The sequence below is a fragment of the Herbaspirillum lusitanum genome, assembly GCF_046025995.1.
GTDB classification, from domain to species: domain Bacteria; phylum Pseudomonadota; class Gammaproteobacteria; order Burkholderiales; family Burkholderiaceae_D; genus Herbaspirillum; species Herbaspirillum lusitanum_A.
Genome location: NZ_JAQQFM010000018.1, coordinates 1 through 12,950, shown reverse-complemented (window position 1 = coordinate 12,950; position 12,950 = coordinate 1). Strand labels below are relative to the sequence as shown.

At 61.4% G+C, this 12,950-nt stretch carries 11 protein-coding genes; 10 read left to right on the top strand and 1 reads right to left on the bottom strand.

Going from position 1 to position 12,950, the window contains the following annotated elements:
- Positions 1–33 precede the first annotated feature (33 nt).
- From PQR62_RS25125 to PQR62_RS25100, 6 genes are all read left to right on the top strand, one after another.
- Positions 34–585: a DUF4390 domain-containing protein gene (locus tag PQR62_RS25125; RefSeq protein ID WP_408160839.1), complete on the top strand. Its 552-nt coding sequence runs from the start codon at positions 34–36 to the stop codon at positions 583–585.
- Entirely contained in the window at positions 582–2,846 is a 2,265-nt protein-coding gene (locus PQR62_RS25120; RefSeq protein ID WP_408160815.1) for a sensor histidine kinase, read from the top strand. Before PQR62_RS25125 ends, PQR62_RS25120 begins: the two co-directional genes overlap by 4 nt.
- Before the next feature lie 148 nt (positions 2,847–2,994).
- Complete coding sequence (locus PQR62_RS25115) at positions 2,995–3,744, top strand: response regulator (RefSeq protein ID WP_408160814.1); 750 nt, start codon at positions 2,995–2,997, stop codon at positions 3,742–3,744.
- Between the two features lie 504 nt (positions 3,745–4,248).
- The gene (locus PQR62_RS25110) at positions 4,249–4,506 is read left to right on the top strand and encodes a BTH_I0359 family protein (protein WP_408160813.1); all 258 of its coding nucleotides are present in this window, start codon (positions 4,249–4,251) and stop codon (positions 4,504–4,506) included.
- A 222-nt stretch (positions 4,507–4,728) separates the two neighbouring features.
- Positions 4,729–5,391 (top strand): tRNA (guanine(46)-N(7))-methyltransferase TrmB, encoded by a 663-nt coding sequence (gene trmB, locus PQR62_RS25105; RefSeq protein WP_408160812.1) that lies wholly within the window; start codon positions 4,729–4,731, stop codon positions 5,389–5,391.
- Positions 5,392–5,537: 146 nt separating this feature from the next.
- The gene (locus tag PQR62_RS25100; protein WP_408160811.1) at positions 5,538–6,374 is read left to right on the top strand and encodes an EamA family transporter; all 837 of its coding nucleotides are present in this window, start codon (positions 5,538–5,540) and stop codon (positions 6,372–6,374) included.
- Positions 6,375–6,484: 110 nt separating this feature from the next.
- Here PQR62_RS25100 and PQR62_RS25095 read toward each other — a convergent pair whose 3' ends face one another.
- Positions 6,485–8,386 (bottom strand): potassium transporter Kup, encoded by a 1,902-nt coding sequence (locus PQR62_RS25095; protein WP_408160810.1) that lies wholly within the window; start codon positions 8,384–8,386, stop codon positions 6,485–6,487.
- A 727-nt stretch (positions 8,387–9,113) separates the two neighbouring features.
- On the opposite strand from PQR62_RS25095, the gene PQR62_RS25090 reads away from it, so the two are divergent.
- From PQR62_RS25090 to PQR62_RS25075, 4 genes are read left to right on the top strand one after another with little or no spacing between them, the layout of a single operon-like run.
- Positions 9,114–10,091 carry an ABC transporter substrate-binding protein gene (locus PQR62_RS25090; protein ID WP_408160838.1) on the top strand — a complete coding sequence of 326 codons (978 nt, stop codon included), beginning with the start codon at positions 9,114–9,116 and terminating at the stop codon, positions 10,089–10,091.
- Entirely contained in the window at positions 10,091–11,107 is a 1,017-nt protein-coding gene (locus PQR62_RS25085; protein ID WP_408160809.1) for an ABC transporter substrate-binding protein, read from the top strand. The genes PQR62_RS25090 and PQR62_RS25085 overlap by 1 nt, the downstream gene beginning before the upstream one ends.
- Positions 11,088–11,969 carry an ABC transporter ATP-binding protein gene (locus tag PQR62_RS25080; protein WP_408160808.1) on the top strand — a complete coding sequence of 294 codons (882 nt, stop codon included), beginning with the start codon at positions 11,088–11,090 and terminating at the stop codon, positions 11,967–11,969. The genes PQR62_RS25085 and PQR62_RS25080 overlap by 20 nt, the downstream gene beginning before the upstream one ends.
- A gap of 48 nt (positions 11,970–12,017) precedes the next feature.
- Positions 12,018–12,890, top strand: a complete 873-nt coding sequence (locus PQR62_RS25075) for an ABC transporter permease (protein WP_408160807.1) — start codon at positions 12,018–12,020, stop codon at positions 12,888–12,890.
- The last annotated feature ends 60 nt before the right edge of the window (positions 12,891–12,950 follow it).

Here is a 12,950-nt window from a genome sequence, read left to right as displayed (position 1 = left end):
CGCCTCCTGCGCTGGCTGGATCAGGCGCTGCTGATGCTAGTGCTGCTGACCGGCCTCGGGTTTGGCGCCGCGCTGATTCCGCATACTGCTCAGGCCGCCGAGATCGATATCACGCAGGCAACGCTGGATGCCAGCGATGACGGTTACCGGCTGTCGGTGGCCTACGCCTTCGAACTCAATCGCGGCCTGGAAGATGCTCTGACGCGCGGCGTGCCGCTCTACTTCACCACGGAAATTCAACTCACCCGGCATCGCTGGTACTGGTTCGACGAATCGGCCGTCAACGCCACGCGCACCGTGCGCATTGCCTACAACGTGCTGACCCGGCAATACCACGCCGCCATCAGCGGCCAGCTGCAGCAAAGCTTCAGTTCGCTGGAAGATGCGATGGCGCTGATCCGGCGGCCGCCGCGCTGGATCGTGGCCGACAAGAACACGCTGCGTCCGGGCGACTCCTACACCGTCGGGCTGCGCATGCGGCTGGACGTCGCACAACTGCCCAAGCCCTTCCAGATCAATGCGCTGAACAACAGCGACTGGCGCCTGTCGTCCGACTGGAAAGAATTCACCTACAAAGCAGAATGACCCGCACCCTACGCTATCTGCTGGTCGTCGGCGGCGGCGTCATCAGCATATTGCTGTTCCTGCTGGCCTCGGCCTCCGAAAACTCCGCGCTGTTCGATCAGCATTACCCCTGGCTGCTGTTCCTCAACGCCCTGGCGGCGGTGGCGCTGCTGGCGCTGGTCATCATGCTGCTCACGCGTCTCTACAAACGCTACCGGCGCGGCAAATTCGGCTCCAAGCTTTTGGCGCGGCTGGTGATGCTGTTTGCGCTGATCGGCATTCTGCCGGGCGCGGTGATCTATCTGATGTCGGTGCAGTTCGTGTCGCGCTCGATCGAATCCTGGTTCGACGTACGCATGGAATCGGCGCTGGAAGCCGGCCTCAATCTCGGCCGCAATGCGCTGGACTCCTCTCTGACCGATCTCAATTCGCGCGCCCGCTCGATGGCGCAAGAGCTGTCCGACATGAGCGACTCGGAACAGGTGACCTATCTGTCGCGCCAGCGCGATCAGAACATGGAAATCACCATCATCGGCTCCAACGGCCAGGTGATGGCCACCGTGGGCGGCAACATCGGTTCGCTGACGCCGACCATGCCGAGCGCCTCGGTGCTGCGCCAGGCACGGCTCTCACGCAGCTTCTCGGCGGTGGAAAGCGACGATACCCGGCCTTCCGGCGGCGAGTCGGACTCGGACGGCAATCTGCGGCTGCATGTGGTGGTGCAGTTGCCGGGCTCCAGCAAGGGCCTGTCCTTGCAGAACGACGTGCGTTTCCTGCAGATTTTGCAGCCGGTGCCGGACTATCTGGCGACCAATGCCGAGACCCTGCGCGTGGCCTACAGCGAATACCAGCAGCGCTCGGTGGCGCGCTCCGGCCTGCGCAAGATCTATCTGGTGACGCTGACGCTGACGCTGCTGCTGGCGATTTTCGCCGCCATCGCCAGCGCCTTCCTGATCGCCAGCGACCTCGCCAAGCCGCTGCTGCTGCTGGCCGAGGGCACCAAGGCGGTGGCCGAGGGCAATCTGTCGCCGCGCCCGATTGTCAGCACCTCGGACGAACTGGGCACCCTGACCCAATCCTTCAACACCATGACGCGCCAGCTGCTGGAAGCGCGCACTTCGGTGGAAAAGAACCGCGCCGAGCTGGAAAACGCCAAGGCCTATCTGGAATCAGTGCTGGGCAATATGTCGGCCGGCGTGATGGTGCTGGACGCTCAGTTCAATATCGTCAGCATCAACGACTCGGTACGGCGCATCCTCAATCACGACTTCAGCGGCGACATCGGCACCCCGCTGCAAACCATCGAATCGCAGGCCCTGTTTGCGGAAGCCATCATCAAGGCCTTCTCCGAGCAGCGCGCGCATCTCAACCCGGACTCGGTGCACGACGACCTGCACTGGCAACGCCAGATCGAGCTGCCGCGCCATGACAGCCCGCAGAACGGCGAGCACGACAAGATCGCGCTATTTGCGCGCGGCTCGCACCTGCCGGTGGAAAGCGGGGTCGGTTACGTGGTCGTGTTCGACGATATCAGCAACGTGATTTCGGCCCAGCGTTCGATCGCCTGGGGTGAAGTGGCACGCCGTCTGGCGCATGAAATCAAGAATCCGCTGACGCCGATTCAGCTGTCCGCCGAGCGCCTGCAGATGCGCCTGTCGGACAAGCTGATGCCGTCCGATGTCGCGATTCTGGACAAAGGCACCACCACCATCGTCAATCAGGTCACGGCGATGAAGCGCATGGTGGACGACTTCCGCGACTACGCCCGCACGCCGCCGGCCAAGCCGGTGGCGCTGGACCTGAATGCGCTGATCGAAGAAATCCTGAATCTCTATCTGGCCGGCGACGGCCGCGATATCATCCAGGCCCGGCTGGCGCCGGCGCTGCCGCCGGTGATGGGCGACGCCACGCAGCTGCGCCAGGTGATTCATAATCTGCTGCAGAATGCGCAGGACGCGGTCGGCGACGCCGCACAGGACGGCCCGGATACGGCCCGCATCGACCTCGTCACGGAGCAGGTCAATCTGCCCGGCGCCAACGGTGCGACGCGGCCTGCAGTGCGGCTTTCGATCACCGACAACGGCCCCGGCTTCGCACCGAAAATCCTGGCGCGCGCCTTCGAACCTTACGTCACATCGAAGCCGCGCGGCACCGGACTCGGTCTGGCGATGGTCAAAAAAATCGTGGAAGAACATGGCGGTCGAATCGATATCCAAAACCGTACCGACAGCAATGGCGCAAAAATACTGATTTTGCTGTTAAAGTTAGCACCTATTGATTAAGACTCAAGATTGCGACGCGGCGCAGGGGGAATTCAGCTCGATCAGCCGCAGATCCTGCGACAGTTTGGTTGGTGGTGCTCGATACCGCCGGCTCACATCAAAACTCCGCAAAACTTGACTATGACTAGCAAACGAGGAAAGCAGACACATGGCTAACATCCTGGTCGTCGATGACGAAATGGGTATCCGCGAATTGCTCTCTGAAATTCTGGGCGATGAAGGACATGTCGTGGCCACCGCAGAAAATGCGCAGCAGGCTCGCGAGCTGCGGCACAACAGCGTGCCCGATCTCGTTTTACTCGACATCTGGATGCCGGACACCGATGGCGTCACGCTGCTCAAGGAGTGGCAACGCGACGGTCTGCTGACCATGCCGGTGATCATGATGTCGGGACACGCCACCATCGATACCGCCGTCGAAGCCACACGCATCGGCGCGCTCAACTTCCTCGAAAAGCCGATCGCGCTCCAGAAGCTGCTGAAAGCTGTTCAGCAAGGTCTGTCGCACAGCCGCGAACCGGCGCGTCCGGTCAGCTACGCGCGGCCGGCGCCCGCCGCCATTGCCGGCAACAGCATCGGCGATGCGCAGGATCACGCGCTGCCGGTGACCTCGTACTCCACCGCGCCGCTGGGTGGCGGCGACTCTTTGCATCACGGCATGCAAGCCGCATCGCCTTATTCGCCGGTAGCCGACAACGCGTCCAATATTTCCTTCGATCTGCCGCTGCGTGAAGCGCGCGATGCATTTGAACGCGCCTACTTCGAATACCACCTGGTGCGAGAAAACGGCAGCATGACGCGCGTCGCCGAACGCACCGGCCTGGAACGCACCCACCTGTATCGCAAGCTCAAGCAACTGGGCGTGGAACCGGGCAAGCTGTCCAAGAAGAATCACTGAGACATCGGATGCGATGCGCTGATGCAGATCAGCCTATTGATCAAAAAATGGCGTGACGGAATATTTCCGTCACGCCATTTTTTATGTCGCGCAAATCTGCAAACGTATTTTGCCGTTCTCCACGTTCACGGCATACCGGCCTGAATCCATCGTGCAAGCGCCGCCACCCATCTCACTCGAATCAGCCGACGTCCAAAGCAGAGCCTCGTCGCCACTGGCTTAGCGCCGATTCTTTCCTGTTCGCAAGTTGACGTCCGGGCAATGACGAAAATGCATGTGTACGGTGTCGAATGAACTTCCTCAAACTGGCCCCATCTACTTTGAGCAGCCGCAGCATTTTCCTTACAAGAAATAACACAAAAGTTTTCGCCGTTTCAGCCGTAACCAGATTTAAGAAGTGCATCAGGCGCAAGCCGGTTTTTGATATTGAAACCAGTCTGCTCTTGAAATTCCCTGTGAAGACGCCATTTCCTTTTCGAAGCAGTAATTGCATAAGGAGTCACTATGAATCTGATCTACAACAGTGAACAATACAGCGTCGTCGAATTCGGTGCCGATGTCGATCACGAAGCGCTGCGTTTCGGCGGCTACGAAATCATGGACAAGTCCGGCCAGCGCGAGATTTTCATCGATGGTCCGGCGGCAGAGATGTTCCGCAAGGATGTGCAGGAACTGATCGCTACCGAACCGACCATGGAAGACATCGACACTTTCCTCGGCAAGTTCGATGAGATGATGCGTCATCCGATGACCTTGCATTGATGCACTGAAACCCGATCAATCCCCTGCGCCGGCGCTTCCGGCGCAGCGTTTCTTCACAAGAATCGCGCAGCGTTTGCTGCGCGATTTTTTATTGGTCACATCGGCGGGCGGGCATCCGGCGCTCCCAGGCATGGACAAATCGCGCGCGCTGCAGCATGCTTCCGGCTGCACGCGCTCTTCGGCATTTCGTCCGTGCTCTCGTCCATCTCATCTTTAGCCGCAGTGAACTCATCCCCGATCAACAGCAGCCAGAACGGCATTCATGAGCATTTGCAAATGCTGGTGGCACGCCATGCCGCCAGCGAATTTCGCAAACCCGTCACCGACTACAATCGCCAGGCCTTCGATGTCAGCATCGCCGCGTGGCAGGCCGCCGGCGCCCCTGCGCTGATACTCGACACCGGCTGCGGCGTCGGTCTATCGACGCTCAATCTGGCCGCGCACTATCCGGATCATTTCGTCATCGGCATCGACCAGTCGGAAGACCGCCTCGCGCGCAATACGCATTGGCCGGGCGCGCAGCCTGAGAATCTGTGCTTCGTGCGCGCCGACCTCGTGGATTACTGGCGTCTGGCGCTGGCTGCCGGCATCAAGCCGGCCCGGCAATATCTGCTGTATCCGAATCCCTGGCCGAAGATCGGCCATCTGGCGCGACGCTGGCACGGCCACGCCGTGTTTCCCAGCATCGTGAAGCTAGGCGGCTATATCGAATGCCGCAGCAACTGGCAGATCTACATCGACGAATTTGCGGCGGCGCTGAGCCAGCTGAGCGGCGTTGAAGTTATCGGAGAAAGCTATGCGACCGAAACGCCGTTCACGCCCTTCGAGCGCAAATATCTGGCGTCAGGACATGGCCTGTGGCGCTGCCGCGCGCAACTTCCCTGAACTGACTGCAAGCGCGGCAAGGCGCGGGTATCATTGACGCTTTTCCGATTCGCCCTGCGCCGCAGCGCCTGCATCCACCACCCCGGCCTCGCGGCGACTCAGACAATAACAATGACCATTCAACGCCTTGCAGGCGTCTCTGCTCGATGAGCAGCGGCGTCATCTTCCTCGTACTGGCCGCCGCGCTGTTGCATGCATCCTGGAATGCGCTGCTCAAGAGCAGCTCCGACCGCCTCGCCTCGCTGGCGGTAATGACCATCGGCGCCGGCATAGGGGCGATTCCGCTGCTGCTATTGCGGCCTATGCCGCTGGCGGCGAGCTGGCCGTATGTGATCCTCTCGGGCATTCTGCACACCGGCTACAACCTGTTCCTGATCCGCGCCTATCGCAACGGCGACTTCGGCCAGGCCTACCCGATTGCGCGCGGATCGTCGCCGCTGCTGGTGTCGCTCGGTGCAGCGCTGTTCGCCGGCGAACAGATGGGTCTGTACACCCTGCTGGGCATAGCGCTGGTCTCGGCCGGCATCATCAGTCTGGCGAACTTGCGCAAGAACGCCGATCTGTCCGGCCCGGCCACGGCGTTTGCCACCGGCGCCTTCATTGCCGCCTACACCGTGACCGACGGCATCGGCGCGCGCGCCGCCGGCGATTCGATTTCCTATACCGCCTGGCTGTTCGTGCTGGACAGTATTCCGCTGGCGCTGATCTATCTGTACAAGCATCGCCGTTCGCCGATTCTGCTGCACCAGCGCGACAGCTGGCTCGGCCTGGCGGGCGGCATCATGTCGCTGCTGGCCTACGGCATCGTGATCTGGGCGGTGACGCTGGCGCCAATGGGCATGGTCTCGGCCCTGCGCGAAACCTCGGTGCTGTTCGCTGCGCTGATCGGCTGGATGTTCCTGAAGGAAAAGCTGACGCTGCGGCGAATAGTTTCCTGCGTGGTGATTGCCCTGGGCGCGATTGTGCTGGGGGCGCATCACTGAGTGCAGAGCAGGCAAATCCATAAAAAAAGCGGCGTCGGAGTGATCCGGCGCCGCTTTTTTTGCATACCCCTCACATTCTGCGCCACCTGCATTGCAAGCGGAACAAACGCTTAAATCTCCACCTTGGTGCCCAGCTCCACCACCCGGTTGGCCGGAATGTTGAAGAAATCGGAAGGCTTGGCGCCGTTCTGATACATCCAGGCGAACAGACGTTCACGCCACAGCGACATACCCAGCAACTTGCTCGGCACCACGGTATCGCGCGCCAGAAAGAATGAGGTATCCATCAGATCGAAGTGGTGACCGAACTGCGATTCGGCCAGCGCCATCACGCGATGCACTTCCGGCGTTTCCTTGAAGCCGAAGGAGGCACGCAGCAGATGCACGTTGCCGCCCAGATCGCGCGAGGTCAGACGCTCGCTGTCCGATACGTAAGGCACGTCCCAGATACTGATCTTGAGGAAGAACACGCGCTCATGCAGGATGCGGTTGTGCTTGAGGTTGTGCAGCAGCGCCACCGGCACGGTATTGATATTGCCGGTCATGAATACCGCGGTGCCGCCGACGCGATGCGGCGGGTGCGCCAGCAGGCCTTCAACGAAAGGCTCCAGCGGAATGCCGTCATCCTTGATGCGCATGCGCAACAGCATGCGGCCCGAATACCAGGTCATCAGCAGGAAGAACGCGAAACCGCCGATGACCAGCGGGAACCAGCCGCCTTCTGTGAGCTTCAACAGATTGGCGGCAAAGAAAGCCACGTCCACCGTCAGGAAACAGCCGATGGCGACCACCACCGCCGCCGTATGCCATTTCCAGATGTGCTTCATCACCACCCCGGCCAGGATGGTGGTGATCACCATGGTGGTGGTCACCGCCACACCGTAAGCGGCGGCCAGATTGTCGGACTTCTTGAAGGCCAGCACCACCGCCACCACCAGCACCAGCAGCATCCAGTTGATCAGCGGGATGTAGATCTGGCCGCGCTCGTCTTCCGAGGTGTGCAGGATGCGCATGCGCGGTACGAAGCCCAGCAGGATCGCCTGGCTGGTCAGCGAGAAGGCGCCGGAAATCACCGCCTGCGACGCGATCACCGTGGAGAAAGTCGCCAGCACCACCATCGGAAGTATCAGCGCCTCAGGCACCATCAGGTAGAAGGGATTCTTGATCGCCGCCGGGTTGACGATCAGATTGGCGCCCTGACCGAAATAATTGATCAGCAGCGAAGGCATGACAGTGTAGATCCACGCAAAGCGGATCGGCCGCACGCCGAAGTGGCCCATGTCGGCGTACAGCGCCTCGGCGCCGGTCAGCACCAGCACCACCGAACCCAGCACGATGAAGGCCTGCAGCGAATGCTCGGCCATGAACTTGACGGCGTAATACGGATTGATCGCCACCAGCACTTCCGGCGCTTTCAGGATGTTGTACACGCCCAGCAGCGCCAGCGACAGGAACCACAGGAACATGATGGGACCGAAGAAACGGCCGACCACGCTGGTACCGTGACGCTGGATCAGGAACAGCACCACCACGATCGCCAGCGTCAGCGGAATCACGAAGCGCGAGGCGCCCGGCACCGCGATCTCCATGCCTTCCACCGCCGACAGCACCGAAATGGCCGGCGTGATCACCACGTCGCCGTAGAACATGCACGCGCCGAATACGCCCAGCATCATCAGCACCTTGGCGCGCGGCGAACCGTTCACCGCGCTGCGCAGCGACAGCGCCATCAGCGCCAGCACTCCGCCTTCGCCGTTATTGTCGGCGCGCAGCACGAACAGCACGTATTTGATCGTGACCACAATCGTGATCGCCCAGAACAGCATGGAGATGATGCCCAGCACCGCATCCGGCGAAAAGGCGATGCCGTGTTCCGGGCTGAAGCATTCCTTGAGCGCATACAGCGGACTGGTGCCGATGTCGCCGAACACGACGCCGAGCGCCGCCAGCGTGATGAGATGCAGCCGCTGCGAGCGGAATGAAAGATTTGGTCTGGTTTGAGTTGAACTCATCGCACTCCCGTATCGCTTTTTTTGAATATCTGGCGCCGGCCCCCATGAAAAATCATGGCGGAATTTACCGATGCGCACCAATGAACGTCGATGCACGCAGATGCCGGGTTGTTGCACCCCATTTCCGCTCATAGCCGGAAGCTTGCATCGGCTGCCCGACACTGGGGCCCTTGCCTACCTTATTGCACTATGCGCACTATGCCTGCGACGCACCAAAATTGGAAATCCGGCAACCGCAGCGTTGTGCCAGCGCCTCTGTTTTGCGCAGCAAGCTTGACATCGGCCGGCAGGCAGGAGTGTGCCGACGCAGCAGTACTTCATGCACCGGCAGTCTCTTCCAAGCCGAGTTGCGCGCCGTGCAAACCCCGGCTTGCTTGGCCGTCAGCGCATGCACATGCCCGCATGCCTCGCTACGCCTTTGCCCACGAGGCTTAGGCGGTTATGTGGCGGCCGTATATGGATATGCGGTAATCGAGTTTTTCTTTGTAGTCGCGGCTTTATATACTCCTGACGAATATAGAACCTTCTTTACCCAACAAGCTGGTTCTTAAGCGCAACAGCAAGGACAGCCCGCAAAGACTGTCTGTCGCTGCCCAATTCGTCCGCACCCGGCCTTGCTGCCGGGTGTTCAATTTCAGGGGAAGCACGCATGTCGATCTCATCCACCGCGCCGGCCACAGGCAGACGCTCTTTCATCCGCAAGCTGTCGCGTTCGGCCGGCGCCGCCATGGCCGGCCTGAGCCTGCTGGCGGCGTCGGTCAGCGCGCATGCCGAAGGCCAGCTGCGCATCGCCGAGCAGTTCGGCATCGTCTATCTGTTGCTCAACGTAGCGCAGGATCAGAAGCTGATCGAAAAGCACGGCAAGGCCAATGGCGTGGATATCAAGGTCGACTGGATCAAGCTGTCCGGCGGCTCGGCGGTCAATGATGCGCTGCTGAGCGGCTCGATTGATATCGCCGGCGCCGGCGTCGGCCCGCTGCTGACCATCTGGGACCGCACCGTCGGCCGCCAGAACGTACGCGGCGTCGCGTCGCTGGGCAACTTCCCCTACTACCTGATCAGCAACAACCCCAACGTCAAGTCGCTGGCCGACTTCAGCGACAAGGATCGTATCGCCCTACCGGCGGTCGGCGTCTCGGTGCAATCGCGCGTGCTGCAGTTCGCCTCGGCCAAGCTGTGGGGCGACGCCCAGTACAACAAGCTGGACAAGATCAGCATCGCCGTGCCGCATCCTGATGCCACCGCCGCCATCATCAGCGGCGGCACCGAGATCAGCGCCCACTTCGGCAACCCACCGTTCCAGGAGCTGGAACTGGCCGGCAATCCCAAGGCGCACATCGTGCTGAATTCGTATCAGGTATTGGGCGGCCCCTCCTCGGCCACGGTGCTGTACGCCACCGAAAAATTCCGCAAGGACAATCCCAAGACTTACGGCGCCTTCCTCGGCGCGCTGGATGAAGCCGCCAAATTCATCAGCGCCCATCCCGAGCAGGCCGCCGACATCTACCTCAAGGTCAGCAAGGCCAATACCGACCGCAATCTGCTGATCAAGATCATCAGGAACCCGGAAGTGGAGTTCAAGATCGCGCCGCAGAACACCTATTCGCTGGCCGACTTCATGCACCGCGTCGGCGCCATCAAGAACAAGCCAGCGTCAGTGAAGGACTACTTCTTCGACGACGCTCACATCAAGGGAGGCAGCTGATGTCGCGCCGTTTTGAAGTGAAGACCCTGTGCGGCGGCCTGCTGGCAGCCGCGACACTGTTCGGTTTCAGCGCGTCGGCGCAAGCCGAAGGCCAGATCCGCATCGCCCAGCAGTTCGGCATCGGCTATCTGATTCTGGACGTGGTGCAGGATCAGAAGCTGATCGAGAAATACGGCAAGCAGCAGGGCATCGACATCAAGGTCGACTGGAACAGCATCTCCGGCGCCACCGCGATGAATGAGGCGCTGCTGGCCGGCGCCCTCGACGTGGTCTCGGCCGGCGTGCCGCCGATGCTGACGCTGTGGGATCGCACCCGCGGTCGTCAGAACGTGAAGGCCATTGCCTCGCTGGGTTCGATGCCCAACTATCTGCTGACCAATAATCCGAATGTCAAAACACTCAGGGACCTGAGCGACAAGGACCGCATCGCGGTGCCGGCCGCCGGCGTCGGCTACCAGTCGCGCACCTTGCAGATCGAAACCGCCAAAGTGTTCGGCAAGGCCGATTACAAGCGCTTCGACAATATCTCGGTCAGCCTGTCGCACCCCGACGCCACCACCGCGCTGATCGCCGGCGGTTCCGAGGTCAACACGCATTTCTCCAGCCCGCCGTTTCAGTATCAGGCGCTGCAGAACAAGAACGTGCACAAGATCCTGAGCTCCTACGACATTCTGGGCGGCCCGGCCACCTTCAACGTGCTGTACACCACGCAGAAATTCCACGACGACAATCCCAAGACCTACAAGGCCTTCTACAACGCGCTGGTTGAGGCCGCGCAGTTCATCCGCGACAACAAGGCCAAGGCCGCCGACACCTTCATCCGGGTGCAGAAATCCAAGCTGGCGCCGGACTTCGTGCGCAAGATCGTGGAAGACCCTGAAATCGATTTCACCGTGTCGCCCCAGCGCAGCTATGTCTATGCCGACAAGCTGCATGAAATCGGCGTGCTGAAGAACCGCGCCGCATCATGGAAAGACTACTTTTTCGAGGAAGCCTATGCACAGCCAGGCAGCTGAACTGGACCAGTTGTCCAGTGTAGCGACGAGTGCTCCGCCATTGGCGCAACCCTTGCTGCAGGTGGACCGCGTCGGCCTGCAATACCGCACCCCGCACAGCGTGGTGCAGGCCACGCATGAGGTCAGTTTCGACGTCCATCCGGCCGACTGCTTCGTGCTGCTGGGGCCGTCCGGCTGTGGCAAGTCCAGTCTGCTCAAATCGGTCGCCGGCTTCTTGCCGCCGGCTGCCGGCGAGATCAGGCTGGACGGTAAAATCATTCGCCAGCCGGGGCCGGACCGCATCGTGGTGTTCCAGGAATTCGACCAGCTGCCGCCCTGGAAAACGGTGCTGCACAACGTCATGTTTCCGCTGCTGGCCTCGCGCACGCTCAAGCGCCGCGAAGCCGAACAGCGCGCCCACCACTATCTCGACAAGGTCGGCCTGACGCGCTTTGCCGATGCCTATCCGCACACGCTGTCGGGCGGCATGAAAGCGCGCGTGGCGATTGCCCGGGCGCTGGCGATGCAACCCAAGATGCTGCTGATGGATGAGCCCTTCGCCGCGCTCGACGCCCTGACCCGCCGCAAGATGCAGGAAGAATTGCTGATCCTGTGGGAAGAAGTGCGCTTCACGCTGCTGTTCGTCACGCACTCGATAGAAGAAGCGCTGGTGGTCGGCAACCGCATTCTGCTGCTGTCGCCGCATCCCGGCCGCGTGCGTGCCGAAATCAACAGCCATCAATACGATCTGCAAAGTCTGGGCGGCGCCGGCTTCCAGGCCACTGCGCAGCGCATCCACCGGCTGTTGTTCGATGAAGGCAAAGAGGGCGCAAGCGAAGCGCCTGCTCCCATCAACTTCAGCGACGTACGCTTTTCTTACTGAAGCGGCACACTGTTCTGCATCCATGCAACACCGCATCGAAAGTCCATCATGACGACTCCACTCAATCCACCGATCCGCGCCGAGTACGAACTGCCGCTGACGCCGCTGGACGGCGTACCGCTGCAACGCCGGCTCTCGCTGCCGCAACGCGTCTGGCAACAGGGCTGGATACGCAAGGCCGTGATCCTGCTGGCGCTGGCGCTGATCTGGGAGCTGGTGGCGCGCCGGCAAAACAACGACCTGCTGCTGCCGACCTTCCTGCAGACCGCACACGCCTTCGTCGATGGCATCGCCAGCGGCGAACTGTTCGAAAAGACCTGGCTGTCGCTGCAGGTGCTGCTCAAAGCCTATCTGCTCGGCATCATCGCCGCCTTCGCGCTGACCACGCTGGCGGTCTCCACCCAGCTCGGGCGCGACCTGCTCAGCACGCTGACCTCGATGTTCAACCCGCTGCCCGCCATCGCCCTGCTGCCGCTGGCCTTGTTATGGTTCGGCCTGGGCGAAGGCAGCCTGATCTTCGTGCTGGTGCACTCGGTGCTATGGGCGCTGGCGCTCAACACCTACGCCGGCTTCCTCGGCGTCTCCGACACCTTGCGCATGGCCGGCCGCAATTACGGCCTGAGCGGCCTGCGCTTCGTGCTGTGGGTACTGGTGCCGGCCGCCCTGCCATCGATCCTGGCCGGCCTGCGCATAGGCTGGGCCTTCGCCTGGCGCACCCTGATCGCCGCCGAACTGGTGTTCGGCGCCACCAGCGGCAAAGGAGGACTGGGCTGGTACATCTTCCAGAACCGCAACGAGCTCTACACCGACAAAGTCTTCGCCGGCCTGGCCATGGTCATCCTCATCGGCCTGCTGGTGGAAAATCTGGGCTTCAACACCATAGACAGACTCACGGTAAAACGCTGGGGCATGCAGCGTTGAGTTTAGCGAAGGCGAGCCAGTAAGTTTGCGAACCAAGCACCCGAAGCCGCAGGCGAGCCC

Excerpts from the sequence above, each read along its gene's own strand:
- PQR62_RS25120 (WP_408160815.1), top strand. The coding sequence starts at position 582 with ATGACCCGCACCCTACGCTATCTGCTGGTCGTCGGCGGCGGCGTCATC.
- PQR62_RS25085 (WP_408160809.1), top strand. The coding sequence starts at position 10,091 with ATGTCGCGCCGTTTTGAAGTGAAGACCCTGTGCGGCGGCCTGCTGGCA.
- PQR62_RS25115 (WP_408160814.1), top strand. The coding sequence starts at position 2,995 with ATGGCTAACATCCTGGTCGTCGATGACGAAATGGGTATCCGCGAATTG.
- PQR62_RS25125 (WP_408160839.1), top strand. The coding sequence starts at position 34 with ATGCTAGTGCTGCTGACCGGCCTCGGGTTTGGCGCCGCGCTGATTCCG.
- PQR62_RS25100 (WP_408160811.1), top strand. The coding sequence starts at position 5,538 with ATGAGCAGCGGCGTCATCTTCCTCGTACTGGCCGCCGCGCTGTTGCAT.
- PQR62_RS25110 (WP_408160813.1), top strand. The coding sequence starts at position 4,249 with ATGAATCTGATCTACAACAGTGAACAATACAGCGTCGTCGAATTCGGT.
- PQR62_RS25075 (WP_408160807.1), top strand. The coding sequence starts at position 12,018 with ATGACGACTCCACTCAATCCACCGATCCGCGCCGAGTACGAACTGCCG.
- PQR62_RS25090 (WP_408160838.1), top strand. The coding sequence starts at position 9,114 with ATGGCCGGCCTGAGCCTGCTGGCGGCGTCGGTCAGCGCGCATGCCGAA.
- PQR62_RS25095 (WP_408160810.1), bottom strand. The coding sequence starts at position 8,386 with ATGAGTTCAACTCAAACCAGACCAAATCTTTCATTCCGCTCGCAGCGG.
- PQR62_RS25080 (WP_408160808.1), top strand. The coding sequence starts at position 11,088 with ATGCACAGCCAGGCAGCTGAACTGGACCAGTTGTCCAGTGTAGCGACG.